This window comes from Streptomyces sp. NPDC059917, assembly GCF_042730635.1.
Lineage (GTDB): Bacteria > Actinomycetota > Actinomycetes > Streptomycetales > Streptomycetaceae > Streptomyces.
In genome coordinates, this window is the sequence record NZ_JBHWLC010000082.1 from 1 (window position 1) to 24,818 (window position 24,818).

Consider the following 24,818-nt stretch of genomic DNA (forward strand, 5'->3'; position numbering starts at 1 on the left):
CTCGGGGCCGAGCCCCACCACCCCCAGCCCCGCCGGCGAGGCTGAATCGGGCCCGCACGGCCCGTTGGTGGGGCGGGGGGCTACTTTTCGGTGACGCCGGCCGAGTCGAAGGTGGCTACTTCGTGCATGGCTCGGGCGGCGCTCTGGACCAGGGGGAGGGCCAGGAGGGCCCCCGTGCCCTCGCCGAGGCGCAGGTCCAGGTCGACGAGCGGGCGCAGCCCGAGGGTGTTCAGGGCCGCGACGTGCCCCGGCTCCGCACTGCGGTGACCCGCGATGCACGCCGAGAGGGACTCCGGCGCGATGGCCCGGGCCACCAGCGCCGCCGCCCCGGCACTCACGCCGTCCAGGATGACCGGCGTACGCAGGGAGGCCCCGCCGAGCAGCAGGCCGACGATCGCCGCGTGCTCCAGGCCACCGATCGCGGCGAGCACGCCCACCGGGTCGGACGGGTCCGGCTGGTGCAGTTCGAGCGCCCGGCGGACGACCTCGACCTTGCGGGTGTGCGTCTCGTCGTTGATGCCGGTGCCGCGCCCGGTGACCTCCGCCGGGTCGACGCCCGTGAAGACCGAGATGAGGGCGGCGGAGACCGTGGTGTTCGCGATGCCCATCTCACCGGTGAGCAGGGCCTTGTTCCCGGCGGCGACCAGGTCGCGGGCGGTCTCGATGCCGACCTCGATGGCCGCGACGGCTTCCTCGCGGCTCATCGCGGGCCCGACCGACAGGTCGGCGGTGCCCGGGCGGACCTTGCGCGGCAGCAGACCCGGGGTGGCGGGGAGGTCCCCGGCCACGCCCACGTCGATCACGCAGACCTCGGCGCCCACCTGGTTGGCGAAGGCGTTGCAGACCGCGCCGCCGCCCAGGAAGTTGGCGACCATCTGCGTGGTGACCTCCTGCGGCCAGGGGGTGACGCCCTGGGCGTGCACACCGTGGTCACCGGCGAAGATCGCGACCGCGGCGGGCTCCGGGATCGGCGGGGGGCAGACCCGCGAGAGGCCGCTGAGCTGGGCGGAGATGATTTCGAGCATGCCCAGGGCCCCGGCGGGCTTGGTCATGCGCTTCTGCCGCTCCCAGGCCTCGCCGAGCGCCTTCGCGTCGAGCGGGCGGATGCTCGCGACCGTCTCGGAGAGCAGGTCGTGCGGCTCCTCGCCGGGCAGCGCGCGGCGGCCGTACGTCTCCTCGTGGACCACCCAGGACAGCGGGCGCCGCTTGGACCACCCGGCCTGCATCAGCTCGGGCTCCTCGGGGAACTCGTCGACGTACCCGACGCACAGGTAGGCCACGACCTCCAGGTGCTCCGGCAGGCCGAGGGCGCGGACCATCTCCCGCTCGTCGAAGAAGCTGACCCAGCCGACGCCGAGGCCTTCGGCGCGGGCGGCGAGCCAGAGGTTCTCGACGGCGAGCGCGGAGGAATACGGGGCCATCTGCGGCTGGGTGTGCCGCCCGAGGGTGTGGCGGCCGCCGCGGGTGGGGTCGGCGGTGACGACGATGTTCACCGGGGTGTCGAGGATCGACTCGATCTTCAGTTCCTTGAACTGCTTCGCCCGGCCCTTGGGCAGCGACTTGGCGTACGCCTCGCGCTGGCGCTGGGCCAGTTCGTGCATCGTCCGGCGGGTCTCGGCGGAGCGGATGACGACGAAGTCCCAAGGCTGGGAGTGCCCGACGCTGGGCGCCGTGTGGGCGGCCTCCAGGACGCGGAGCAGCACCTCGTGCGGGATCGGGTCGGTGCGGAAGCCGTTGCGGATGTCGCGGCGCTCGCGCATGACGCGCAGGACCGCTTCGCGCTCGGCGTCGGCGTAGCCGGGCGCGGCGGCGCCGCGCTCGACGGGCTCCGCGACCTCGACCGCCTCGACGGCCTCGACGGCCTCGACGTCCTGGGGGGTGTCGGCGGGCTCCGCCGGTTCCGGCGCGGCCTCGGCCTCGGCCACCGGCTCGGTTACGGGCTCGGGCGCGGCCGGGACCTCGACGATCGGCGCCGGCGCGGCCTCGGGGAGCACCTCGGCAGCGGCTTCGACCGCGGGGGCCGGGACCTGCTCGGGCTGGGGCTCGGGGGCCGCGGCGGCCTCGACCACGGTCTCGGGGGCGACGGGCGGCGCCGCCTGCTCCGCGGGAGCCGCGGCCGGGGCCGGGTCGGCGAGGACCACGACCACGGGGGCGGCCTCCGCGACGGGCTCGGCGGCGGGCTCCGGGGCCGCGGGAGCGGCCTCGACGACCGGCTCGACGACCCGGGCCGGAGCGGCCACCGGCTCGGGAGCCGCCGCCACGACCGGCTCCGCCGACCAGGGGGCGCCCGCCTGGAGCGGGATCTCACCCAGCTGCGGGCCGGGCAGCGCGCCGGTCTCCACGGCCGCGACGTCCAGGTACTCCAGGCCGCCGCTGGTCGCCGGGGCGGTCTGGAAGACCGGTGCCTGCGCCGGTGCGTCGGCCACGGCCGCGACCTCGACGGGGGTCTCGACGGGGAGGGCGACGGGCGCGGCCGCCGGTGCCTCGGCGGGCACCTCCGCGGGGGCCTGCGCCGGGGCCTCGGCCACGGCCTGCGCCACGACGACCGGCGCGGCGGCCTCGACCGGCGCCTGCTCTGCGGGCTCGACCGGGGCGTCCACTGCCGCCTCGACCGGCGCCTCGACCTGTGCCTCGACCGGCGCCGGAGCCGCGGCGGCCTCGGGGGCTTCCACCTCGGCCGGAGCCTGCGCCGGAGCCTGTACCGGAAGGTCCACGGGGGCCTGCGCCGGTGCCTGCTCCTGGACCGGCGCCGGGGCGACCGCCTCGAGCGGCGCCTCGGCCTGCACCGGCGCCACGGGCTCGACCGGGGCGCTCACGGCGACCTGCACGGGGGCAGGGGCGGGGGCGGGGGCGACGGGGGCCACCGGCGGCACCGGCGCGGCCGGGCCGCGGTCGGCGAGGGAGCGTACGACGCCGCCCGAGGCGTCGGGGACCGGCGGGCCCATGTGCAGCGGGCGCCGGACGGGGGTCACGGGCGCGGCCGCCGGGGCCGACGGGGGCGGCAGCAGGCCGCCGAGGTCGAGGGCGCCGGAGTCACGGCCGCCCGCCTCGTGCGCGCCGTGCGCGTAGGAGCCGGTGTCGGTGTGACCGGGCTCCGCGAAGCCGGGGTCGGCGAAGGCGGGCGCGGGCTCGTAGAAGCCGCCCTCGACGGGGAAGACGGGGGCCGGGGGCACCACCTGCGGGTCGCTCCACGCTCCCTGACCGCTGGGCATCAGCAGGAGCTCGTCGTCCTCGGCCGGGTTGTCCACCAGGTCCTGGAACGCGTACCCGCCCGTCGCGTGCAGCGGTGTCTGGAGCGGTGCCGGGACCGGCGCGGGGATGCCGTGCTGATCCACCATGCCCGCGTTGTCCGGGTGGCCCTCGCCCGGAACCTGGCCGGTGTCAGTCATGCGTACCCCTCGCCCATCGGTGTTGCTGCTTCGATCGCCCGGCGCCCGTATGACCAACGAGCGTGGCTGCCGTGCGGCACGAGCCCCTCGGGAACCCCGCCGCCGACAACCACTAAGCATTGTCGCGCCCGTTCGCCACCACGGCGGCCATAACTGCCGCGGTCTGCTGTGGACTGCGCCACGTCGGCTGGTCCATTGGTGCCGATGTGCCCGGTGTGACGGGTCAGTACGACGATCGGCCAGCCTACCCCGGGCCAATTCGCAGGTCCGCCCGGGTCACGGCGCCCGGCACGGCACTAGCGTGTCGACGGGCGTTCGGCCGCGATGAGGAAGACGACGGAGCGCTCCTGCTCGCGCCACGTCCGGGTGTCCATGCCCACGGACTGGAGCAGCGCGCATTCCACGGCGTACCCGCCTTCGGTCAGGGCGCGGCCGATCGCCTCCGCCTCGTCGCGGGTGGAGGCGTGGGTGACGATCCGTTCCGGACGGCGGTCGGCGCAGGCCTGGACGACCGGGACTCCCCCGCCGCCGATCCGGACGACGTCGGGTTCGGGGAGGTTCTCCAGTACGTGCGGTGCGCGGCCCGCGACGGCCTGGAGGAGCACGCCGCGGTGGCGGGCGGCGACTTCGATCCGCTCGCAGGCGCGGGGGTCGGCGTCGACCGCGATGACGGCCGCGCCGAAGGAGGCCGCGTCCACGGCGAGCGCGCCGGTGCCGGCGCCGATGTCCCAGACGAGGTCGCCGGTGCGCGGGCCGAGCCGGGCCAGTTGGGCGGCGCGCAGCAGTGCCGACTCCCCCTCCCCGCCGGGCACCCCGGGGCCGTGCTCGGGGTGGTGCGGGTCGGGGCGGGCCCAGCCGCGGGCGCCCGCGGCGGCCACGGCGACGGCGGTGGGCCGGCCCATGAGCCAGTCGGGGTCGGCGGAGACGGGTCCGCCGCCGCCGACGACGATCACGACGTTGGGGTCGCGCCAACTGTGGTCGGCGGCCCGGTCGGAGGTCAGTACGGTGACCCGTTCCTTGTCGGTGCCCAGTTCCTCGCAGATGACGAAGGTCCGGTGGACCCCTTCGAGCAGCAGGGCGAGTTCGGCGGGACCGGCACCGGGCGAGGTGAGGACGGCGACCTTGGTGTGCGCCCGGCAGACGTTGACCGCGCGGCGCAGGGTGCGGCGTTGGGCCACGACGACCTGGGCGTCGTCCCAGGGCATGCCGGCGCGGGCGAAGGCGGCGGCCACGGAGGAGACGGCCGGTACGACCTCCACCTCCAGGCCGTGTTCGGGGGCGCGCAGGGCCCGTACGACGCCGAAGAAGCCGGGGTCGCCGTCGGCGAGGACGACGGCGGTGCCGCGGTGGCCCGCGATGCGGCGGGCGGCGAGGCCGAGGCTGCCGAGCCGGATGCGTTCGGCGGCGGGCGGGATCTCGGGGAGCGCGAGGTGGTGGCCGGCTCCGGCCACCAGCGTGGCTGCGGAGAGCGCTGATCGGGCGGCCGCGGTCAGGGGCGAGCCGTCCCAGCCGATCACCGTGACCCGGTCGGCCATCGTCGTCGGTCTCCCTGGTGTGGGTGGTGGTGCGGGGCGGCCCGGCCGCGAGGGCGGGCACCGTGAGACTACCCGCTGATCGGGGCGTGCGGTGCCGGTGGACGGCCGGGTCAGGGCCGGGCGGCGCGGTCGTGCGGGTGGGGGTGGCGTCCGGCGTGCGGCGGGTACGGGGACTGGGGTTGGTGCGGGGGCTGGCGCGGGCTCTGGCGGCCGTGGGCGTCGGCGTCGGCCGGGGGGTGCTGGTCGGTGCGCCGGTCGGCGGGCGGTTCGGGCACGGCGTGGAACTCGCCGTAGCCGTCGAGGACGTCGAGGTCGTCGAGGTCCTCGGGAACCAGGCCCCAGACCAGCAGGTCGGTGCGGGTGTCGACCCATCTGCCGTCGGGCGTCTGGGTGCGCACTATCCAGGCGTTGCGCAGGACGCCCTCGCTGATGCAGCCGATCTTCTGGGCGACCTGCTGCGAGGCGGTGTTGTCGGCGGCCGTGCGCAGTTCGAGGCGCTCGAAGCCGTGGTCGCGGAAGAGCCATTGGGCGACGGCGAGCACGGATTCGCAGGCGTAGCCCTCGCCGCGGGCCCAGGGGGCGGTGGCGTAGCCCACCTCGGCGCTGAGGCAGCGCCAGTCGGTGTGGCGGACGTGGACGGTGCCGACCAGGCGGTGGGTGAGGAACTCGGTCACGGCGAAGACGATGCCGCGGCCGTCGGTGCGCTCGCGGTGGGCGCCGCCCGTGGCCCAACGGTGGGCGTCGGCCCGGCCGTAGGGGTGCGGGGCCTCGGTCCAGGCGGTGATGAGTTCGTCGTTCATCATCTCGGTGAGCGCGCTGACGTCCTCTTCCTCGAAGGGGCGCAGCACCAGCCGGTCCGTGCTGATGGAGACGTCCGGGAAGGTGGTTGTCATGCGCAGCTCCATGCCTGAGACCGTGGCCGTAGAGCCACAGCATGCAGTATCGGTCCGGTGGTGTGCAGGGCCGGGCTGCCCGGATGCGGGCAGGCGGCGGCCGTGCGCGCGCAGCGGCGCGGCCCCGCCCGCCCGGGGAGGGCGTGCGGGGCCGGGGCTGCGTTACCGGGGGGTCAGGAGGCCGGGGTGCCGAAGGCCGGGATGACCGAGCCCTGGTACTTCTCCTCGATGAACTTCTTGACCTCGTCGGAGTTCAGGAGCTTGGCGAGCTTCTGGATCCGGGGGTCGTTCTGCTTGCCGTCCTTCACCGCGAGGAGGTTGGCGTAGGGGTTGCCCTCGGCCTTCTCCAGGACCAGGGCGTCCTTGGCGGGGACGAGCTTCGCCTCGATGGCGTAGTTGCCGTTGATGATGGCGGCGTCCACGTCGTTCAGGGCGCGCGGGACCGTGGCGGCCTCCAGTTCCTTGAACTCGAGGCCCTTCTTGTCGGTGATGTCGGCCAGCTTCGCGGCGGTGCCGACGCCGTCCTTGAGGGTGATCAGCTTGTTGGCGGCGAGCAGCTGGAGCGCGCGGCCCTCGTTGGTCGGGTCGTTGGGGACGGCGACGGTCTGGCCGGCCTTGATGTCCGCGAGGGACTTGACCTTCTTGGAGTAGAGGCCGAGCGGCTCCAGGTGGACGTTGACCACCGGGACGATGTGGGTGTTGTTCTTCTTGTTGAAGTCGTCCAGGTAGGGCTTGTGCTGGAAGAAGTTCGCGTCGACCTGGCCCTGCTCGGTGGCGGTGTTGGGCAGGACGTAGTCGGTGAACTCCTTGACCTCGATCTTGAGGCCGTCCTTGGCCGCCAGCTTGTCCTTGACGAAGTTCAGGATGTCGGCGTGCGGGCTCGGGGAGGCGGCGATGACGAGGGGCTTGCTCTCGTCGGTCTTGCCGCCGTCCGCCTTGGTGGAGGACGGGTCCGAGGAGGTGCCGCAGGCGGTGAGGCCGAGGGCGAGGGCCGCGGTGGTGGCGGCGAGGGCGGTGAACTTGATGGAGCTGCGCACGAAGAGTGCCTCTTTCCTGGGGTGGTGCGGACAACGCCCGAGCACGACGAGTGCGGGCTGTGGGAGGGAAGGAAGTCTGTGGGGGCGCCGTGCCCCGTCAGGCTGTCCGGCCGCGGCGGGCGAGCAGGCGGACCACGCCGTCGCCGAGCAGCTGGATCACCGTGACGAGGACGATCAGTACGACCACCGTGGCGACCATGAAGCCGGTCTCGAAGCGCTGGAAGCCGTAGGTGATGGCCTTGGAGCCGAGGCCTTCGCCGCCGACCGCGCCCGCCATGGCGGAGTAGCCGACGAGGGTGATCACGGTGGTGGTGACGGCGGCGATCAGCGAGGGCAGGGCCTGCGGCAGGAGCACCTTGCCGACCAGGGTGGGCACGCCCCCGCCCATCGACTCGACGGCCTCGACCAGCCCGTGGTCCACGCCCCGCACGGAGGTCTCGACGAGCCGGGCGAAGAAGGGGATGGCGCCGATGGCGAGCGGGACGATCATCGCGGTGGGGCCGATGAAGGTGCCGACGACGGCGGTGGTCACCGGGATCAGGAAGATCAGCAGGATGATGAAGGGCATCGAGCGGCCGACGTTCACGATCGCGCCGAGGACCTTGTTGACCACCCGGTTCTGCAGCAGGCCGCCTGTGTCGGTGAGGACGAGCAGGATGCCGATGGGCAGCCCGCCGAGGACGGTCACCAGGGTGGACCACAGGACCATGTAGAGGGTGTCGTACGTGCCCTGGGTGAGCAGGGGCTGCATCTCGGACCAGGTCACTTGGCGCCATCCTTGACCAGCTGGGCCGGAACGGTACCGGCGGGTGCGGGGGCGGCCGCGTCGGCCGCGTCGGTCTCGGGGTCCACCACGTCGACCTGGAGGCCGCGCTCGCGCAGGAAGCCGACGGGGACGACGTTCTCCTCGTAGCGGCCGGGGAGCTCGATGCGCATCCGGCCGACCTGGCGGCCCGCGACGGTGTCCATGGCGGCGCCGAGGATCGATATGTCGATGTTGTAGGTGCGCGCCAGCTGGGAGATGACCGGCTGGGTGGCGGCCTCGCCGTGGAAGGTGACGTCGACCACGGTGCGGTCGATGCCGGTGGCGGTGCCGCTGACGGGGAAGAGTTCGTCGGCGAGTTCGGAGCCGGGGGTGGCCAGCAGCTCGGAGACGGTGCCGGACTCGACGATCCGGCCGCGCTTCATCAGGGCCGCGGAGTCGCAGACGGCCTTGACCACGTCCATCTCGTGCGTGATGAGCAGGACGGTCAGGCCGAGCTGCTGGTTGAGGTCGCGCAGCAGCTGGAGGATCGAGCGGGTGGTCTCGGGGTCGAGGGCGCTGGTGGCCTCGTCGGAGAGCAGCACCTTGGGGTCGCCGGCCAGGGCGCGGGCTATGCCGACGCGCTGCTTCTGGCCGCCGGAGAGCTGGCCGGGGTAGGACTTGGCCTTGTCGGCGAGGCCGACGAGGTCGAGGAGTTCCAGCGCCTTGCGGGAGCGCTCGCGGCCGGAGACCCCGAGGATCTCCAGGGGCAGCTCGATGTTGCCCTGCACGGTGCGCGAGGACAGCAGGTTGAAGTGCTGGAAGACCATGCCGATGCGGCTGCGGGCCTCGCGCAGTTCCTTGCCCGCGCGGCGGCCGCGGCCGGCCAGCGCGGTGAGGTCGACGCCGTCGACGCTCACGGTGCCGGTGGTGGGGCGCTCCAGCAGGTTCACGCAGCGGATCAGGGAGGACTTGCCGGCGCCGCTCTGGCCGATGACTCCGTAGACCTCGCCCTCGCGGACGTGGAGGTCGACGCCGTCCAGGGCGGTGACCTCGCGGCCACGGGACTGGTAGACCTTCGTGAGGCCCGATGTGGTGATCACAGGAATTCCGTCGCTGTCGAGTGCACGGCATGGCAGACCGGGCACGGGGCAATCATCTGGGGACGCGATACGGGACGAACCAGGAGGAATCGGCGGTTCGACGCCGGGCGGTTGGCAGGAGCGGTCCGGGTGATGTCGATGGCTCTACAGCGCGGGGGCTCTACAGCCGGCACGGTCCGGACGGACTCGGCCGATCTCGCTTCGGGGCGCGAGGCTCAGGAAGGGGGGCCCTCAGAAGGCGCGCATTCGACACATACAACGAGCACCGGGCGTCATCGTCGCCTCGGTCGCAAGGGTGCGGCTGCTCGTCGTGGTCATGGACCCAGTAAACCAGACGTATCCCTTCACCGATCAACGCTGTCCGGATAGCGGACGGATTTCGACCGCCATCCGGACGTCGCGACACGGTGGGGCGGTGCGGTCAGCCGTTCGTGTCAATCACCAGGCCGTCGGCGGTGACCTGCACCGACACGGCCGACAGGTCCCTGACCACCACGTCGGCGACCAGCTCGTCGGCCCGGTGGGTTGTGGTCAAGGCCACGGTCCGCATCCCGGCCGCGCGCCCGGCGGCCAGACCCGCCGGGGCGTCCTCGAAGACCACGCAGCGGGCCGGATCCACGCCCAGCCGGGCGGCGGCGAGCAGGAAGGGCTCGGGGTCGGGCTTGCCGCGGGTGATGTCGTCGGCGGCCACCAGCTCGGGGAAGTCGATGCCCACCTCGCGCAGCCGGGCCTCGGCGAGCGGGCGGGTGGCGGAGGTGACCACGGCCCAGCGGCCGGCGGGCAGGGCGGACAGCAGCTCCTTCGTGCCGGGCAGCGCCACGACGCCGCCCGCGACGTCCTCCACCTCCAGCCGCTCGATCCGGGCCAGGGCCTCGGCCCGGACCGCCTCGGGCAGCAGGTCGGCGATGATCTCGGCGGCCGGGCGGCCGTGCAGTTCCACGGCGGCGAAATCGGCCTCGGTGATCCCGTACTCCCCGGCCCAGCGGGCCCAGCAGCGGTAGACCGATTCCATCGAGGACAGGAGGGTTCCGTCGTTGTCGAAGAGCAGGGCGTCGGCGTGCAGCGTCATGCCTTCCAGGAAAGCCCCGGCACAGGGGTGCGCGCATCGGGTCTTTGGACCCGTAATACCCTCGCTGCATGCTCGACGCCCTGACGGTCGCCATCGGCGCGGCCGCACTCGCCCTCGCCGCCTGGTGCGGATTCGCCGCCTGGCGGGACCAGCCGACCAAGGACTGGCACTTCGCCGGAATGGCCCTGGTCACCCTGCTGGTCCTGGCCCAGCTGGTGGTCGGGTTGGTCAAGCTCGGCCAGGGCGCGGAGCCGCACGACGGGTCGGTGCTCTTCGTGGCGTACCTCGTCGGCTCCTTCGCCGCGGTGCCGGCCGCCGGGTTCCTCTCGCTCACCGAGCGCAGCAAATGGGGTTCGGTGACGGTGGCCGCGGGCGCGGTCGTCCTCGCGGTGCTCGAAGTACGGCTCTACGACATCTGGGGTGGCACCGGTGCCTGACACGGACGCGGACACGACCGAAGGCGCACGACCGTCGGCCGACGGGGCGGGGCCCGCGAAGGCGGGGCGCACCAAGCTCGTCTCCGGGCCGGGGGTGCTGCTCGTGTGGCTGTACGGGGTGATCACCGTCGGCGCGGTCTCGCGCTCGGCCTACCAGATCTCCACCGAGTTCGACCGGGCCCCGCTGGCGTACGCGCTGAGCGGGGTGGCCGCCCTCGTCTACGCCTTCATCACCTATTCGCTGGTGCGCGGCGGGGAGACGGCCCGCAAGGCGGCCCGCCTGTGCTGCGCCGCCGAACTGACCGGCGTGCTCACGGTCGGGACCTGGACCCTGGTGCGGCCCGATTCCTTCCCCGACTCCACGGTGTGGTCGCAGTTCGGGATGGGCTACCTGTTCATCCCGGTGATCCTGCCGATCACCGGGATGCTCTGGCTGCGCGCGAAGCGTACGGATCAGGCGCTGACGGCGTAGTCCGTCGCTTCCTTCTCCAGCATGACCAGCTCGATGCCGTCCGAAGCGGTCCGGCCGCCGACGGCGACGTAGCCCGCCTTGCGGTACATCCGCAGGTTGGATTCGCTCTTGCGGCCGGTGAACAGGCGGAAGCGGGAGGCCTTGGAGCCGTCGGCCAGCGCCTCCTCCACGCCGCGCAGCAGGCGGGCGCCGAGCCCGTGGCCCTGGAGCCGGGGGTGGACGCACAGCTTGCCGATCTTGCCGGCGCCGTCCTCCTCGGTGCTGCCGCGCACCGCGCCGACCACCTCGTCGCCGAGGCGGGCGACCAGGACGATGTCCTCGGCCAGCTCGCCCTTGAGGGAGTCGAGGGACTGGGTGAGGGGCTGGATGGAGTAGTTGCCGTACAGCTCGGCCTCGCGCTGGAAGCACAGGTACTGCAGCTTGAAGATCTGCTCCGCGTCCTCGGCCGTAGCTGCCGAAATGGTCACGCTCATGCCCATGTGCGCATGCCTCCCGCTCACCTGGTGGCCCGTTGGTCTACCGCTCCTTTCCCCGCAGGCCAGGAGCCTCAACCTCTGCAGCCAGCATTCTGCGCAGACATCCCAGGCAACGGGAACGTACCGGCCCCAAACTTCCTTGTGAGATACCCAACTCTCCTGCGATTTCACGGTAGGTGAGGTCCCTGGGGGAAAGAAAAGCAGTCATGAGCTCCGGACAGCGTCCGGGCAACCGGGCGACCGCCGAGCGGACGGCGCGGTCCTGCTCCCGGTGCAGCACCTCACCCTCGGGCCCGTGGTCGGGCGCCTCGTCGGCGCAGCCGGCCGGACCGGCGTAGGGGACTTCGCGCAGGGCGCGGCGGCGGGCGACGCGGGCCTCGGCGCGCACCGCCCGGCGCAGCCAGCGGGCGGGTTCGGCCGGAGCCGGCCCCTGCCGGTCCCGCTCCAGCAGCCGCACCCACACGGCCTGTTCCAGATCGGCGGGGTCCATCCCGGCGAGCGGTGCTTCGGCGGCGGCCTCCGCCGAGAGCAGGGGTCCGAGTTCCTTGAGCAGGTCCATGCCGGGCGGGACGCGAAGAGCGCGCCCGGTGGTTTCCCCACCGGGCGCGGCACACCCGTACGAGTCCTTCCGCTCAGCCGTTGACGCCTCGGCGCGGGCGGCGCCCCGGCCGGAAGTCCTCGGCGGCCAGCAGCGCGGTGTCGGCGTTGTCCGAGAAGATCCCGTCGATCCCGAGGGCGAAGTAGGCGCGGAAGGCACCGAAGGAGTCGCCGTAGGCGTTCGGGTCGGTGCCCTTGCGGAAGTCGGCGGGCAGGAAGGCGTTCTCGTTGCGCGCGGTGTAGGGGTGCAGGATCAGCCCGCGCGCGTGGGCGTCGCGCACCAGGGTGGTCGGCGTGCCGAGCTTGCCGGCGGCGTCGCGCGGCACGATCAGGTCCAGGGTCGGGCCGATGGCCTGCGCGTAGCCGGCGATCCACTTCAGGCCCTCGGGCTTGACCAGGTCGGCGACGGTGCGCGGGTCCTTGGCCAGCTCGAAGTCCCAGGGGCGGGTGTTCGCGGCGCCGAGCAGCACCACGCGGGGCGCCTCGACGAGCTTGGCGAGCCGCTGGATGCTGGAGGGTTCGAAGGACTGCAGGAAGACGGCCGCGTCGCGGCGGTCGCGGCCGTAGCGGCGCAGCAGCTTCGCGAGCGGTTCCTCCAGACCGAGGCCCAGTGCGCGGAAGTAGCTGGGGTGCTTGGTCTCCACGTGCAGCCAGACCCGCTTGCCGCGCCGCTTGCCCTCGCGGTCGGCCCAGCGCAGCACCTCTTCGAAGGTGGGCACCTCCCAGCGGCCGTCGTAGAGCGTGTTGCGCTGGCGGACGGCGGGGATGCGCTCCTTCGCCCGCAGGGTCTTCAGCTCGGCCAGGGTGAAGTCCTCGGTGAACCAGCCGGTGACGGAGACGCCGTCGACCGACTTCGTGGTGCGCCGGGAGGCGAACCCGGGGTGGTCGGCGACGTCGGTGGTGCCGCCGATCTCGTTCTCGTGCCGGCAGACGAGGTGGCCGTCGCGGGTGGGCACCAGGTCCTGCTCGATGACGTCCGCGCCCAGGTCGAGGGCCAGCTGGTAGGAGCCGAGGGTGTGTTCGGGCCGGTAGCCGCTGGCCCCCCGGTGTCCGATGACCGTGGGGTAGGGCAGCTCCCGGTAGCCGCCGCCGTACGCCCGCGCGTCGGACGGCTGCGCGTCGCCGCTCGCGCCGGCGGCCGCCGCCGGGCCCGCGCCGAGCCCGAGCGCCCCGCCGCCCGCCGCCAGTACGGCCGCCCCCAGCACCGCGCGCCTGCCTGCTCCGCCCTGCGCCATGTCCGTCCCTCATCCCCTTCGGACCGCCCGGAGCCCTCCGGTGCGACCTGATCGCACCGGCCGGATCGGACCGGCCGGATCACGCACCGACCAGGGCCGTTGCTCCCGGGATCACCGGGCCGCACGTCCCCGATCGGCGGACCGATCGTAGGCAGTGCGGGGTGGCGCGCGGGCGGTACCGGGAGGGACGGGCGGAAAACATGGCGGAAACGTGCGTCAACTTTGCGTATCGGCCCCGTGAACCCGATGTGCGATCAGAGCGGACCCGCGAGTATCGTCCTCACCTGCACTGAGCACGCACGGTGCTGAAGACGCATTCGATGCCGGAGGGCCCACGTTGTCCCGTATTGCGCTCATCAAAGCCACTGTCGGACCGGTCATGCGGATGATGTTCCGCACCCGTGTCGAGGGCGCCGAGAACATTCCGGGTACCGGGCCGGTCATCCTCGCGGGCAACCACCTGACCTTCATCGATTCGATGATCCTGCCCCTGGTGTGCGACCGCCAGGTGCACTTCATCGGCAAGGACGAGTACGTCACGGGCAAGGGCCTCAAGGGTCGGGCGATGGCCTGGTTCTTCACCGGCTCCGGGATGGTCCCCGTGGACCGCGACGGCGCCAACGGCGGGGTCGCGGCCTTGATGACCGGTCGCAGGATCCTCGAAGAGGGCAAGATCTTCGGCATCTACCCCGAGGGCACCCGCTCCCCCGACGGCCGCCTCTACCGCGGCCGCACGGGCATCGCCCGGCTCACCCTGATGACCGGCGCTCCCGTGGTCCCGTTCGCGATGATCGGTACGGACAAGCTCCAGCCGGGCGGCAAGGGCATGCCCCGCCCGGGCCGGGTCACCGTCCGCTTCGGCGAGCCGATGGAGTTCTCCCGCTACGAGGGCATGGACCGCGACCGGTACGTGCTGCGCGCGGTGACCGACTCGGTGATGGCCGAGGTCATGCGGCTCTCGGGCCAGGAGTACGTCGACATGTACGCGACCAAGGCCAAGGCCGCCTGAGCGGACGCGCGGCCCCGGGCGCTACTGGCGGCTCAGTGACCGGCTGACACCGGCCGCCGTGGTCGTCGCCAGTACCCAGCCCGTCACGATCAGCAGGTACGACAGCCACTGGTACCACCCGCGCGGAGCGAAGGCCTCCTCCTGCCCGAAGCCGATGATCGGCAGCATCAGGTCGAGGGTGTAGAAGACCGGGTTGAACTCGGGCGCCTCGCCCGGTTTGAGCGGGGCCGGGGGCCGCAGCCCGTAGGCGACGGCGCCGGTGCACAGCAGGGCCAGGAGCCAGCCCGCCGCGCGCAGCGGCCGGAAGCCGTACCCCACGGTGGCGTCCTGGAGCAGCCCCCACACCCGGGCGTGCCGGGGCAGGGTGCGCCGGTGGCGACGGAGCTTGGCGAGCTGGACGGTGCGGGCGGCCACCTCGTCCCCCGCGGTGCGGTAGGAGGCGGCCAACTGCTCGTAGGCGAAGGGGAGGTAGCCCGCCTCCTCGCGCTCCAGCGCCGGCAGCCGCTCCTCGGCGGGCAGGTGCGGGCGCAGCGACCCGTAGCCCAGCCCGTCGAGGCGGACCGTGTCGGGCCAGCTGTCGGGCTCGACGTGGAGCATGTCGACCTGGGAGCGGCGCAGGTTCACCGTGCCCTGGATGGTGTCGCAGGAGCGCAGCCACACCTCGCCGATCGCGCAGCTGGAGGCCCGCAGGGCGGTGCCGCCGGGGTTGACGAGCCCGGCGCGGCTGAGGCCCAGCTGGCCCGGTATGCGCGAGCCGGTGAGGTTGACCCGGCCCTCGGCGCGCAGTCCGCGGGCGCGGACGTCGGTGCCCACCGACAGGGTCTCGGCGTACAGGGCGTCGCCGCCGGGGTTGAGCAGGCGGGCGCCTTCGAGGTTGATCTGGCCGCCGACGGTGGCTCCGTTGATGCGCGTCTGCCCGTGGACGGTGAGGCCGCTGGCGATGACGTCGGTGCCGATGTCGGCGTGGTTGAACTGGAGCGGGGGCTCCGGGGCCTCGGCGGCCTCGGCGGGCGGTTCCCCCGCCGCGGCGGACGGGTCGCCGATGACGGCGTGGGTGAGGAAGAGGCCCCCCGCGATGCGGGCCCCGGCGAGGCGGACCGGTCCGGTGATCCGGCAGCAGGACAGCCGCAGGACCACGTCGACGGAGAGCGTGGAGGCGGTCAGGCCCGGCAGGGCGGAGTCGCTCAGCACGAGCGCGCGCAACCGGGCCCCGTACAGCAGGGGTTTGCGTTCGAACCAGCAGCCGCGCAGCCGGATCGCGTGCTCGACGACGGCGTACTTGAGGTCGAGCTTGCCGGTGACGCGGAAGCCCTTGAGGTTGAGCCCGGCGACCTGGCCCTCGACCGCGGTCCCGCCGAGCAGCAGGGCGCCCAACACCTCGGCCCGTACGGTCCGTTCGGGGCCCCAGGTCGCGCCGTCGGAGGCGTCCTCGTCGGGGGCCTCGCGGACGTCGACGCGTTCGCCGCGCGGGAAGGCGTCCCAGACGCGGCGTTCGGCCGGGGTCAGATCGGTGATCTCCATCGCGGGGATGGTGTCGCGCGCGTGATCACCGTGTCAACTCCGCGCGCGACACCACCCTTTGGGCTCGACCATCGGGTCGTCCCCGGCGTCAGTGCTCGATGCCGTCCTGCAGCTCCTGCCCCTTGAGCAGGAACCACGCGGCGACGGCCGTGGCGAGCAGGACGACCGCGCCGACGCCGGAGGCGAGCCGCAGTCCGTCCACGAAGGCGTTCTGGGCCGCGGCCACCATCACTTCGGCGGTGTGCGGGTCCAGCCCCTTGGCCGCTTCGACGGCTCCGCCCAGGGATTCGTGGGCGGCGTCGGCGAGCGCCGGGGACACCGTGGAGGGGGCCGTGAAGCTCTGGTAGACCCCGGTGACGATGGAGCCGAGCAGGGCGATGCCGAGGGCCGCGCCGAGTTCGTAGGCCGTCTCCGAGACCGCGGAGGCGGAACCGGCCTGCTCCTTGGGCACGCTGGAGAGGATCACGTCGGCGGTGACGGTGAAGGAGAATCCGGCGCCGAGGCCGACGACGAGCAGCGCGGCGCCGAGCAGCGGGTATCCGGTCTCCTTGCTGATGACGGTGAGGGCGCCCAGCGCCAGGCCGATCGCGGCGAGGCCGCCGCTCACGATGACGCGTACGGAGTACTTGCGGGCGTAGCGGCCCGCGAGCAGACCGGTGACCACCGCGCCGACGGCGGCGGGCAGTTCGGCCAGTCCCGCTTCCAGCGGCTCGCGGCCCTGGACGAGCTGGAGGAACTGGGAGAGGAAGAAGACCAGCCCGGAGAGGCCGAAGACGGTCAGCAGGTCGGCGAGGACCGCGCCGGAGAAGCCGCGGTGCTTGAAGAGCTTCATGTCGAGCAGGGGCGCGGCCAGGGTGTGCTGGCGGCGGACGAAGGCGTAGAGCATGGCGACGCCGAGGACCGCGGCCGCCCAGACCTCCCAGGAGAGGCCGTGCGTGGCGACCTGCTTGACGGCGTAGACGACGCCGATGATGCCGACGAGCGAGAGCGCGACGCTGAGCAGGTCCCAGGGACCCCTGGCCGGGTTCTTCGACTCGGGCAGCAGCTTGACGCCGACGACGACCAGGACGATCATCACGGGCAGGTTGATGAGGAAGACCGAGCCCCACCAGAAGTGCTGGAGCAGGGCTCCGCCGACCACGGGGCCGACGGCCGCACCGGCCGAGGCGGTGGCGCCCCAGATGCCGATGGCGAGGCTGCGCTCCTTGGGGTCGTGGAAGATGTTGCGGATCAGCGCGAGGGTGGACGGCATCAGCGTCGCACCGGCGACGCCGAGCAGCGCGCGGGCCACGATCATCATCTCGGGGCTGGTCGCGTACGCGTTCAGGACCGAGACGAGGCCGAAGGCGGTGGCGCCCACCAGCAGCAGTTTCTTGCGGCCGATGCGGTCGCCGAGGGAGCCCATGGAGACGAGCAGACCGGCGATGACGAAGGAATAGACGTCGCCGATCCACAGCAGCTGGGTGCCGGACGGCTTGAGGTCTTCGCTCAGGGAGGGGGTGGCGAGACCGAGTACGGTGGCGTCGACCGCGACCAGCAGGACGGCCAGGACGAGGACCGAGAGCGCGATCCAGCGCCCGGGGCTCCTGCCGTCCTCCGTCCCCTGCCGTCTGCTCAGCTCTTCGGTTCTGCTCATTTCTCCACACTCCGTCGTGCGCCACCGAGCAGCAACTCGGTGATCATGTACTGAAAGTCCTTGGCCGCGACCCGGCCGTCCATGACGGCCCAGGCGCAGGTGCCGATCAGCCCGTACAGGGCCTCGGTGAGCCAGGCGGGGCTCAGGTCGATCCTGATGTCGCCCTCCTGCTGTCCGCGCCGGAAGAGCGCGGAGACCCGGGCGTCGAGCCGGGCCCACCCCTCGTTGACCTGGTCGCCCTCGAAGAGCTGGTTCTCGGTGACGAGGAAGGCGAGCAGCAGCGCGTTGGGCTCGGCCTCGGCGACGAGCCGACCGAGCGCGTCGACGGCGCTGCCCTCGTCGAGGCGCGCCGCGTCGAAGGCGATCTCGAACTGGCGGATGCCGAGTTCCTCGAGGGCCCGTACGAGGGCGTCGCGCCCGGCGAAGTGCCGGTGCAGGGTCGCGCGGCCGATGCCGGCCGCGCGGGCGACCTCGTCCATCGTCGCGGTCGATTTGCGGGAGAGCAGGGCCGCCGCAGCGCGGAGCACCTGGTCACGATCCATGGCCATGAGACAACCATAACCCGAATGAGACGTTGATGTCTCATCGAATATTCGAGTGCCCCGCGCGGGCACGGAAGGAATCCTGTCGCGATGACGAAGAAGCCCCTGCTGCTGATCGATGTGGACGGCCCCCTCAATCCCTACGCGGCCCAGCCCCAGCGCCGCCCCGAGGGCTACACCACCCACCGCATGCGCCCCACCGGCTGGTCGCTGACCGAGAGCGCGAAGCCGCTGCGCGTCTGGCTGCACCCGGGGCACGGCGCGCGGCTGCGGGCGCTGGCGGGCGCCTACGAGCTGGTCTGGGCGACCACCTGGAAGGACGAGGCCAATGACTGGATAGGACCGCCCCTGGGGCTGCCGCGGCTGCCCTTCATCGACTGGCCGCAGATGCACGGGAGGGCGCCGCGCGGGACCTTCTGGAAGACGCAGTACGTCCTGGAGTACGCCGCGGGCCGACCGTTCGCGTGGATCGACGACGACATCACCCCGATGGACCGCGAGTACGTCGACCAACGCCACCCGACCCATTCCCTGCTGCTGCGCATCGACGAGCGGATCGGGCTGGTCCAGGAGGACTTCGACCTGCTGGCCGACTGGGCGGCGTAGGCCGGGCACGCCGCAGGGGGCGGCCCGGGCGGATGCCCCGGCCGCCCCCTGCGGGACGTTCGCGCTAGTTCTTGTGGTTCGCCCAGGCGTGCTGGATGACCAGGTCCGCCTTGAGTTCGTTGAGCTGGACGGCGACCGCGCTCGGCGCGGTGCCGCCGCGGCCGCTGCGGGAGGCCAGGGCGCCGGGCACGTTGAGGACCGTGCGGACCTCGGGGGTCAGGTGCTCGGAGATCTTCGCGAACTGCTCGTCGGTCAGCTCGTCCAGTTCGATGCCGAGGCCCTCGCACTCCTTGACGCACTCGCCCGCGACCTCGTGCGCGACCCGGAAGGGCACGCCCTGGCGGACCAGCCACTCCGCGATGTCGGTGGCGAGCGAGAATCCGGCCGGGGCCAGCTCTTCCATCCGCGCCCGGTTGACCGTGAGGGTCGCCATCATGCCGGTGAAGGCGGGCAGCAGGACCTCGAGGGTGTCGCAGGAGTCGAAGACCGGCTCCTTGTCCTCCTGGAGGTCCCGGTTGTAGGCCAGCGGGAGCGCCTTGAGCGTGGCCAGCAGCCCGGTGAGGTTGCCGATCAGGCGGCCCGACTTGCCCCGCGCCAGCTCCGCGATGTCGGGGTTCTTCTTCTGCGGCATGATCGAGGAGCCGGTCGAGAAGGCGTCGTGCAGGGTGACGAAGGAGAACTCCTTCGTGTTCCAGATGATGATCTCCTCGGCGATCCGGGAGAGGTTGATCCCGATCATCGCCGTGATGAAGGCGAACTCCGCGACGAAGTCCCGCGAGGCCGTCCCGTCGATCGAGTTGCCGACCGAGCCCCGCTCGAAGCCGAGGTCGGCGGCCACCTGCTCCGGGTCCAGACCGAGCGAGGAACCGGCGAGGGCGCCCGAGCCGTACGGTGAGACCGCGGTCCGGGTGTCCCACTGCCGCAGCCGCTCCGCGTCCCGGGACAGGGACTGCACGTGCGCCAGCACGTGGTGGGCGAAGAGCACCGGCTGGGCGTGCTGGAGGTGAGTCCGGCCGGGCATCGCCACGTCGGCGTGCGTCTCGGCCAGGCCGACGAGCGCGTCCTGGAGGTCAGCGATCAGGGAGCCGATGATCCGCGCGTGGTCGCGCAGGTACATCCGGAAGAGCGTGGCGACCTGGTCGTTGCGCGAGCGGCCCGCCCGCAGCTTGCCGCCGAGGTCGGGGCCGAGCAGCTCCAGCAGGCCGCGCTCCAGAGCGGTGTGCACGTCCTCGTCGGCGATGGTGCCCACCAGGGCGCCGGACTCGACGTCGGCCGCGAGCCGGTCCAGCCCGTCCGACATGCGCTGGAGTTCGTCGGCCGTGAGCAGGCCCGCCTTGTGCAGGACGCGGGCGTGGGCGCGCGAACCGGCGATGTCGTAGGGCGCGAGGCGCCAGTCGAAGTGGACCGACGCGGACAGCTTCGCCAGGGCCTCGGCGGGCCCGTCGGCGAACCGGCCGCCCCAGAGCCGGACGTCACCGTTGTTGCTGCTCACAGCTACTGCTCCTCAAGAGGTGGGTGTACGACGGCCTCCCCGTCGCGGAGGTACCGGGGAGGCCGTCGAAGTACTGCGCGTGCGTACCGCGCGGCGAGCGGACCTCAGGCGAGGTCGCGCCGCGCGGCGATCTTCGAGGACAGACCGAAGATCTCGATGAAGCCCTGGGCCTTGGACTGGTCGAAGGTGTCGCCCGAGTCGTAGGTCGCGAGGTTGAAGTCGTACAGCGACTCCTCGGACTTGCGGCCGGTGACCACGGCGCGGCCCGCGTGCAGGGTCATCCGGATGTCACCGGTGACATGCTGGTTGGCCTCGTTGATGAAGCCGTCCAGGGCGCGCTTGAGCGGGGAGAACCACAGGCCGTCGTAGACCATCTCGCCCCAGCGCTGCTCGACCTGCCGCTTGTAGCGGGCCAGCTCGCGCTCGACGGTGACGTTCTCCAGCTCCTGGTGGGCCGTGATCAGCGCGATCGCGCCCGGGGCCTCGTAGACCTCACGGGACTTGATGCCGACGAGGCGGTCCTCGACGATGTCGATCCGGCCGATGCCCTGGGCGCCGGCCCGCTCGTTGAGCTGCTGGATGGCCTGGAGCACGCTGACGGGCTTGCCGTCGATGGCGACCGGGACGCCCTCCTTGAAGGAGATGACGACCTCGTCGGCCTCCCGCGGGATCGCCGGGTTCGAGGTGTACTCGTAGATGTCCTCGATCGGCGCGTTCCAGATGTCCTCCAGGAAGCCCGTCTCGACGGCGCGCCCGAAGACGTTCTGGTCGATGGAGTACGGGGACTTCTTGGTGGTCGCGATCGGGAGGTCGGCCTTCTCGGCGAAGGCGATCGCCTTGTCACGGGTCATCGCGTAGTCACGGACCGGGGCGATGCACTTGAGGTCGGGGCCGAGGGCGGCGATGCCGGCCTCGAAGCGGACCTGGTCGTTGCCCTTGCCGGTGCAGCCGTGGGCCACGATCGTCGCGTTGTGCTTCTGGGCGGCGGCGACGAGGTGCTTGACGATGGTCGGCCGCGAGAGGGCGGAGACCAGCGGGTAGCGGTCCATGTAGAGGGCGTTGGCCTTGATCGCCGGGAGGCAGTACTCGTTGGCGAACTCGTCCTTGGCGTCCGCGACCTCGGCCTCGACGGCGCCGCAGGCGAGCGCGCGCTTGCGGATGACGTCCAGGTCCTCGCCGCCCTGGCCGACGTCCACGGCGACGGCGATGACCTCGGCGCCCGTCTCCTCGGCGATCCAGCCGATGGCGACGGAGGTGTCCAGGCCGCCCGAGTAGGCGAGTACGACGCGCTCGGTCACGGGTTTCTCCTTACAGGGTGCATCTGACGACAGGCATAACTATGCACTACTCCGTATGTTTCGTCAACGAGCCGGGAAACCCGCTGCTCAGCGGGGTCGTCCCCGCCTAAGGTCGGGGCATGAAGGACGTCCCGCAGAGCACTCCCCCCTCCGCGCCCGCGCGCCGCCGCTGGACCCACCGGGCCGGCTGCGAGGCCGCCGAGCGGCTGGCCCGGGGCGCGGCGCTCACGGAGGTGCTCGACCCCGCCGACCCGGCCGCCTGGATCGCGCTCGACGAGGGGGTCCGGGGCCTCCCGTGCTGGGACGGCGTGCTGCCCGCGCTGCTGCGCTCCCGGCCGCACACCGCGCTGTGCCACCCCGCGGGCCGGGTGCGCGAGGAGGCGGTGCGCCAGCTCGCGCGGAGGGACTGGTCGGGCCCCCCGCTGCTGCCGCTCGTGGTGATCCGCTGTGCGGACTGGGTCGGGCCGGTACGGACCCGCGCCCGCGCGCTGCTCGCCCGGGTCCTGGCCGACTCCCCGGCCCCGACGCTGGTCGCGCTCACCCCGCTGGTCCTGCGGCTCGGGGCGCGCGGGCGGGGCGCGTGGGCCCGCGACCTCTTCGAGGCGGCACTGCGCGAAGCTCCCGCCCCGGTGCTGGAGGCGCTGCTGGACGACCGCGATCCGGCCGCGCGCCGCCTCGCCGGGCGGCTGCTGCTGGACTCCGCGCACCCGGGGGCGCGGGAGCTGGCCCGGGCGGCCGCGCGTGAGGCCGACCCGGTGCTGCGCCGACTGTGGACCGACGGGGCGCTCGCCGTACTGGCCGCGGGGACGCCGGGGCCGGACGCCGACGCCGTGGTCGACCTGCTGCTCGGCTCGCGCTCGGGCCAGGTCCGGGCCGCCGGGGTCACCGCCCTGCGCCGCGCGGGCCGCGCGTCCGAGGCCGCGGCCCACCTCGCCGACCGCACGGGCGTCGTACGGGCCTGCGCCCGCTGGTTGGTCGGCCAAGACGGCGGCGACCCCCGCGACCACTACCTGGAGCTGTGCGCCGAGCCCGCCGCCGTGAGCGGCGGCGCCGTGCTCGGGCTCGCCGAGTGCGGGCGGCGCGCGGACGCGCCGCTGCTGCGCGGGCTGCTGACGCACCACCGACCGGCGGTGCGGGCCGGCGCGGTGGCCGGGCTGCGGCTGCTCGACGCGGCGGCCGCCGCCGACCTGTTCCCGCTGCTGACCGATCCGGCGGGGGCCGTCGTGCGCGAGGCGGCCCTCGCGCTGCTGCCGGGCGCCGACCGGCTGCCCGAGGCCCGGCTCGTCGAACTGCTCGCCGCCGGACGGCCCCCGTCGCAGCGGCGGGCCGCCCACCGGCTGCTGCGCGCGCGGGGCGGCGTGGCCGGGCTGCGGGCCGACGTGCTCCTGCTCGACGACCCCGACCCGGGCCTGCGCCGACGGGCGGAGCAGCACGTGCGGGCCATGTGGTCGCCGTACGCCCCGCCCGCCCTGCCCGCCGGCGATCCGGAGGTGGGCGCCCTGCTGGAGCGCTGCTCCGGGCTCTTCGGCGATCACGTCATGTACCTGATGCGTTCACGCCTCGGACTCCCCCGCGGCTGAGCGGGACCGGAGCGGATACTGGACGGCATGGGAAAGCTGCACGAGCACATAGACGGCCGGCTGCGCGCCTTCATCGAGGCCCAGCCGATGTTCTTCACCGCGACCGCGCCGCTGGCGGGCGACGGCCACGTCAACCTCTCCCCCAAGGGCCGCGCGGGCACCCTCGTCGTCATCGACGAACACACCCTGGCCTACCTGGACTTCGGCGGCAGCGGCGCCGAGACCATCGCCCACGTCCGCGAGAACGGCCGGATCACCCTCATGTGGTGCGCCTTCTCCGGGCCGCCCAACATCGTCCGCATCCACGGCGAGGGCGAGGCGGTCTTCCGCGACGACCCCCGGTGGGGCGAGCTGATCGCCCTGTTCGGCGCGGCCGACGGGCCCTCCGCCCGCGCGGTCATCGTCGTACGGACCAAGCGGATCTCCGACGTGTGCGGCTACGCCGTCCCCTTCATGGAGTACCAGGGCGAGCGCACCCTCCACGCGGAGTACTTCGGCCGCAAGACCGACGAGGAGTTCTCGCAGTACTGCGAGAAGAAGGAATTCATCGCGACGAGCCTGGACGGCCTGCCCGCACTGCCGTTGCCGCTCCCGCCGCGTACCGTCTGACGTGTGCTGCGAACCGCCCTCGCCCTCGGCTCACTCTTCGTCACCTCCCTGCTCGCCGCGTCGGGACCGCCGTGGGGATCCACGCTCGCGGACCGGCTCGCCGACACCGGTGGCGGAAGCCAGCTGATCACCGCCGTCGCCCCCTCGGCCGGTGCGACCACCGGCCGCCTGACCTGGTGGGAGCGCCGGTCCGGGCGGTGGGTAGCGATGGGCCGGGCGCCCGCCCGGTTCGGCGCGAAGGGCCTCACCGAGGGCGCCACCCGCGTCCAGGGCACCGACACCACGCCCACCGGCCTGTACGACCTGCCGTACGCCTTCGGGATCCGACCGGCGCCCGTGGGGACGGCGTACACCTACCGGCCCGTCCGCGAGGGCTCCTGGTGGTGCCAGGACAACGCCTCGTTCCACTACAACCGGTGGGTGGAGCCGCTGCCCGCCGACTGCGCGCCCGGCGAGGCGGAGCACCTGGTGGGCTACGCGAAGCAGTACGCCCACGCCCTGGTCATCGGCTTCAACTACGACCGGCCGGTGCACGGGCGCGGCGCGGGGATCTTCCTGCACGTCAACGGCAAGGGCGCGACGGCGGGATGCGTGTCGGTGCCCGAGGAGTCCATGCGCGCGATCCTGCGCTGGGCCCGACCGGAACGCCGGCCGCACATCGCGGTGGGCACGGAGTCGGGGCCGCTGGACGTGACCCGGTACTGAACACCGGCGCCCGCGGGCGGCGGCTCAGAACGCGCCGCCGCTGTCCACCCAGGTGTCGTACTCCACCGGGCGCGGCTCCCGGTGGTCCACGCGGGCCAGCAGCTCCGGGTCCAGAGCGAGGAGGTCCGGGTGCGGGGGCAGCGCGGCGCAGTGCGTGCGGAAGTGGTCGCGGCGCCCCGGCCACACCCGCACCATGGCCATGGCGGCGAGCAGCGCGCCGCAGGCCCCGACCGCGACCGCGAGGACGAAGGTGCCCATCAGCACGATCCCGCGCAGCGTGTCCGGCCGCGAGAGCACCACCAGTTGGAAGCTGTACCAGGCGACCACCGCCATGACGAGCAGGACCGCGAGGTCGGCGATCCGGTCGTGGTCGCGGACCTCGGCCAGGTGCGGGTACTTCGCGTCCTCAGCGGTCAGGAAGGCCTCGCGGGCCGCGCGCAGCTCCCGGTCCCCGGACAGCTCCGCCGTGCTCGTGGGCCGGGAGCGGCGGACGAGCGCGGCGAGGACGGCGGCGGGCAGCGGGTGCACCGGAGCCGACGGCGCCTCCTGGTGCGGGCTCCCGGCGGCGGGGACGAGCCTGCCACGCTCGTCCACCTCCACGGAGCCGTCGAGCAGCAACCGGGCGACCGCCGGGCGGTGGACGTCCTCGGCCCGACCCGCCACGGCCACCGCGTGGTACGGATCGGGCGGCGCGGTGGCCAGCAGCGCGGCCGCGGACCGGTCCGACCGGTCCCGCAGGCGCCAGAGCACTCCGAGCACGGCGTAACAGGCAAGGGCGACGGCAGCGGCCTCGAACACCGCTGCCCAGAGGGGGTGTTGGCTCATCCCCCCAGGG

Annotated in this window: 22 protein-coding genes and 1 pseudogene; 7 read left to right on the plus strand and 16 right to left on the minus strand. The window is 73.1% G+C overall.

Annotated features, from left to right (window positions below):
* Window positions 1-80: 80 nt before the first annotated feature.
* The 7 genes and pseudogenes from cobT to ACFWAR_RS32720 all read right to left on the minus strand — a co-directional run bounded on the left by cobT (window position 81) and on the right by ACFWAR_RS32720 (window position 9,768).
* Window positions 81-3,389 carry a nicotinate-nucleotide--dimethylbenzimidazole phosphoribosyltransferase gene (cobT, locus tag ACFWAR_RS32690; RefSeq protein ID WP_385785143.1) on the minus strand — a complete coding sequence of 1,103 codons (3,309 nt, stop codon included), beginning with the start codon at window positions 3,387-3,389 and terminating at the stop codon, window positions 81-83.
* 296 nt (window positions 3,390-3,685) lie between these two features.
* Window positions 3,686-4,924, minus strand: a complete 1,239-nt coding sequence (gene cbiE, locus ACFWAR_RS32695; protein WP_385785146.1) for a precorrin-6y C5,15-methyltransferase (decarboxylating) subunit CbiE — start codon at window positions 4,922-4,924, stop codon at window positions 3,686-3,688.
* 305 nt (window positions 4,925-5,229) lie between these two features.
* Window positions 5,230-5,817: pseudogene (locus tag ACFWAR_RS32700) on the minus strand (GNAT family N-acetyltransferase); the annotation flags it as partial.
* A 173-nt stretch (window positions 5,818-5,990) separates the two neighbouring features.
* A complete protein-coding gene (locus ACFWAR_RS32705) occupies window positions 5,991-6,854 on the minus strand; it encodes a MetQ/NlpA family ABC transporter substrate-binding protein (protein WP_385785149.1) in 864 nt (287 codons plus the stop codon).
* A 97-nt stretch (window positions 6,855-6,951) separates the two neighbouring features.
* The gene (locus tag ACFWAR_RS32710) at window positions 6,952-7,620 is read right to left on the minus strand and encodes a methionine ABC transporter permease (protein WP_385785152.1); all 669 of its coding nucleotides are present in this window, start codon (window positions 7,618-7,620) and stop codon (window positions 6,952-6,954) included.
* Window positions 7,617-8,699: a methionine ABC transporter ATP-binding protein gene (locus tag ACFWAR_RS32715; protein WP_385785155.1), complete on the minus strand. Its 1,083-nt coding sequence runs from the start codon at window positions 8,697-8,699 to the stop codon at window positions 7,617-7,619. Before ACFWAR_RS32715 ends, ACFWAR_RS32710 begins: the two co-directional genes overlap by 4 nt.
* A gap of 421 nt (window positions 8,700-9,120) precedes the next feature.
* Complete coding sequence (locus ACFWAR_RS32720) at window positions 9,121-9,768, minus strand: HAD-IA family hydrolase (RefSeq protein ID WP_385785157.1); 648 nt, start codon at window positions 9,766-9,768, stop codon at window positions 9,121-9,123.
* Between the two features lie 68 nt (window positions 9,769-9,836).
* Here ACFWAR_RS32720 and ACFWAR_RS32725 point away from each other — a divergent pair, with 68 nt between their 5' ends.
* Together ACFWAR_RS32725 and ACFWAR_RS32730 are read left to right on the plus strand one after the other, a co-directional pair.
* Window positions 9,837-10,205 carry a hypothetical protein gene (locus tag ACFWAR_RS32725; protein WP_385785160.1) on the plus strand — a complete coding sequence of 123 codons (369 nt, stop codon included), beginning with the start codon at window positions 9,837-9,839 and terminating at the stop codon, window positions 10,203-10,205.
* A 94-nt stretch (window positions 10,206-10,299) separates the two neighbouring features.
* The gene (locus ACFWAR_RS32730) at window positions 10,300-10,677 is read left to right on the plus strand and encodes a hypothetical protein (RefSeq protein ID WP_354382669.1); all 378 of its coding nucleotides are present in this window, start codon (window positions 10,300-10,302) and stop codon (window positions 10,675-10,677) included.
* On the opposite strand, the gene ACFWAR_RS32735 is transcribed toward ACFWAR_RS32730, so the two are convergent.
* From ACFWAR_RS32735 to ACFWAR_RS32745, 3 genes are all read right to left on the minus strand, one after another.
* Window positions 10,659-11,156: a GNAT family N-acetyltransferase gene (locus ACFWAR_RS32735; RefSeq protein ID WP_385785163.1), complete on the minus strand. Its 498-nt coding sequence runs from the start codon at window positions 11,154-11,156 to the stop codon at window positions 10,659-10,661. The genes ACFWAR_RS32730 and ACFWAR_RS32735 overlap by 19 nt on opposite strands.
* Window positions 11,157-11,193: 37 nt before the next feature.
* On the minus strand, window positions 11,194-11,712 hold the full coding sequence (locus tag ACFWAR_RS32740) for a sigma-70 family RNA polymerase sigma factor (RefSeq protein ID WP_385785165.1): 519 nt from the start codon (window positions 11,710-11,712) through the stop codon (window positions 11,194-11,196).
* 73 nt (window positions 11,713-11,785) lie between these two features.
* Window positions 11,786-12,985: a glycerophosphodiester phosphodiesterase gene (locus tag ACFWAR_RS32745; protein WP_385785169.1), complete on the minus strand. Its 1,200-nt coding sequence runs from the start codon at window positions 12,983-12,985 to the stop codon at window positions 11,786-11,788.
* A gap of 379 nt (window positions 12,986-13,364) precedes the next feature.
* Here ACFWAR_RS32745 and ACFWAR_RS32750 point away from each other — a divergent pair, with 379 nt between their 5' ends.
* The gene (locus ACFWAR_RS32750; protein WP_354382601.1) at window positions 13,365-13,994 is read left to right on the plus strand and encodes a lysophospholipid acyltransferase family protein; all 630 of its coding nucleotides are present in this window, start codon (window positions 13,365-13,367) and stop codon (window positions 13,992-13,994) included.
* 21 nt (window positions 13,995-14,015) lie between these two features.
* Here ACFWAR_RS32750 and ACFWAR_RS32755 read toward each other — a convergent pair whose 3' ends face one another.
* The 3 genes from ACFWAR_RS32755 to ACFWAR_RS32765 form a co-directional block, all read right to left on the minus strand.
* Complete coding sequence (locus tag ACFWAR_RS32755; RefSeq protein ID WP_385785172.1) at window positions 14,016-15,515, minus strand: membrane-associated oxidoreductase; 1,500 nt, start codon at window positions 15,513-15,515, stop codon at window positions 14,016-14,018.
* Window positions 15,516-15,603: 88 nt separating this feature from the next.
* Window positions 15,604-17,151 carry an MFS transporter gene (locus ACFWAR_RS32760; protein ID WP_385785175.1) on the minus strand — a complete coding sequence of 516 codons (1,548 nt, stop codon included), beginning with the start codon at window positions 17,149-17,151 and terminating at the stop codon, window positions 15,604-15,606.
* The gene (locus tag ACFWAR_RS32765; RefSeq protein WP_385785177.1) at window positions 17,148-17,699 is read right to left on the minus strand and encodes a TetR/AcrR family transcriptional regulator; all 552 of its coding nucleotides are present in this window, start codon (window positions 17,697-17,699) and stop codon (window positions 17,148-17,150) included. Before ACFWAR_RS32765 ends, ACFWAR_RS32760 begins: the two co-directional genes overlap by 4 nt.
* 84 nt (window positions 17,700-17,783) lie before the next feature.
* On the opposite strand from ACFWAR_RS32765, the gene ACFWAR_RS32770 reads away from it, so the two are divergent.
* A complete protein-coding gene (locus tag ACFWAR_RS32770; RefSeq protein ID WP_385785180.1) occupies window positions 17,784-18,299 on the plus strand; it encodes an HAD domain-containing protein in 516 nt (171 codons plus the stop codon).
* Window positions 18,300-18,363: 64 nt separating this feature from the next.
* On the opposite strand, the gene argH is transcribed toward ACFWAR_RS32770, so the two are convergent.
* Both argH and ACFWAR_RS32780 read right to left on the minus strand, forming a co-directional pair.
* On the minus strand, window positions 18,364-19,791 hold the full coding sequence (gene argH, locus ACFWAR_RS32775; protein WP_385785182.1) for an argininosuccinate lyase: 1,428 nt from the start codon (window positions 19,789-19,791) through the stop codon (window positions 18,364-18,366).
* A 104-nt stretch (window positions 19,792-19,895) separates the two neighbouring features.
* A complete protein-coding gene (locus ACFWAR_RS32780; RefSeq protein WP_385785185.1) occupies window positions 19,896-21,089 on the minus strand; it encodes an argininosuccinate synthase in 1,194 nt (397 codons plus the stop codon).
* Window positions 21,090-21,208: 119 nt separating this feature from the next.
* On the opposite strand from ACFWAR_RS32780, the gene ACFWAR_RS32785 reads away from it, so the two are divergent.
* From ACFWAR_RS32785 to ACFWAR_RS32795, 3 genes are read left to right on the plus strand one after another with little or no spacing between them, the layout of a single operon-like run.
* Window positions 21,209-22,669 carry a HEAT repeat domain-containing protein gene (locus ACFWAR_RS32785; protein WP_385785188.1) on the plus strand — a complete coding sequence of 487 codons (1,461 nt, stop codon included), beginning with the start codon at window positions 21,209-21,211 and terminating at the stop codon, window positions 22,667-22,669.
* A 27-nt stretch (window positions 22,670-22,696) separates the two neighbouring features.
* The gene (locus ACFWAR_RS32790; protein WP_385785190.1) at window positions 22,697-23,278 is read left to right on the plus strand and encodes a pyridoxamine 5'-phosphate oxidase family protein; all 582 of its coding nucleotides are present in this window, start codon (window positions 22,697-22,699) and stop codon (window positions 23,276-23,278) included.
* Between the two features lie 48 nt (window positions 23,279-23,326).
* Entirely contained in the window at window positions 23,327-23,983 is a 657-nt protein-coding gene (locus ACFWAR_RS32795; protein WP_385785228.1) for a L,D-transpeptidase, read from the plus strand.
* A gap of 24 nt (window positions 23,984-24,007) precedes the next feature.
* Here ACFWAR_RS32795 and ACFWAR_RS32800 read toward each other — a convergent pair whose 3' ends face one another.
* Complete coding sequence (locus ACFWAR_RS32800; protein ID WP_385785193.1) at window positions 24,008-24,808, minus strand: hypothetical protein; 801 nt, start codon at window positions 24,806-24,808, stop codon at window positions 24,008-24,010.
* Between the last annotated feature and the right edge of the window lie 10 nt (window positions 24,809-24,818).

Coding starts and splice junctions, on each gene's coding strand:
- cobT (WP_385785143.1), bottom strand. CDS start 3,389: ATGACTGACACCGGCCAGGTTCCGGGCGAGGGCCACCCGGACAACGCG.
- cbiE (WP_385785146.1), bottom strand. CDS start 4,924: ATGGCCGACCGGGTCACGGTGATCGGCTGGGACGGCTCGCCCCTGACC.
- ACFWAR_RS32720 (WP_385785157.1), bottom strand. CDS start 9,768: ATGACGCTGCACGCCGACGCCCTGCTCTTCGACAACGACGGAACCCTC.
- ACFWAR_RS32725 (WP_385785160.1), top strand. CDS start 9,837: ATGCTCGACGCCCTGACGGTCGCCATCGGCGCGGCCGCACTCGCCCTC.
- ACFWAR_RS32735 (WP_385785163.1), bottom strand. CDS start 11,156: ATGGGCATGAGCGTGACCATTTCGGCAGCTACGGCCGAGGACGCGGAG.
- ACFWAR_RS32740 (WP_385785165.1), bottom strand. CDS start 11,712: ATGGACCTGCTCAAGGAACTCGGACCCCTGCTCTCGGCGGAGGCCGCC.
- ACFWAR_RS32745 (WP_385785169.1), bottom strand. CDS start 12,985: ATGGCGCAGGGCGGAGCAGGCAGGCGCGCGGTGCTGGGGGCGGCCGTA.
- ACFWAR_RS32750 (WP_354382601.1), top strand. CDS start 13,365: ATGCGGATGATGTTCCGCACCCGTGTCGAGGGCGCCGAGAACATTCCG.
- ACFWAR_RS32755 (WP_385785172.1), bottom strand. CDS start 15,515: ATGGAGATCACCGATCTGACCCCGGCCGAACGCCGCGTCTGGGACGCC.
- ACFWAR_RS32760 (WP_385785175.1), bottom strand. CDS start 17,151: ATGAGCAGAACCGAAGAGCTGAGCAGACGGCAGGGGACGGAGGACGGC.
- ACFWAR_RS32765 (WP_385785177.1), bottom strand. CDS start 17,699: ATGGCCATGGATCGTGACCAGGTGCTCCGCGCTGCGGCGGCCCTGCTC.
- ACFWAR_RS32770 (WP_385785180.1), top strand. CDS start 17,784: ATGACGAAGAAGCCCCTGCTGCTGATCGATGTGGACGGCCCCCTCAAT.
- ACFWAR_RS32785 (WP_385785188.1), top strand. CDS start 21,209: ATGAAGGACGTCCCGCAGAGCACTCCCCCCTCCGCGCCCGCGCGCCGC.
- ACFWAR_RS32790 (WP_385785190.1), top strand. CDS start 22,697: ATGGGAAAGCTGCACGAGCACATAGACGGCCGGCTGCGCGCCTTCATC.
- ACFWAR_RS32800 (WP_385785193.1), bottom strand. CDS start 24,808: ATGAGCCAACACCCCCTCTGGGCAGCGGTGTTCGAGGCCGCTGCCGTC.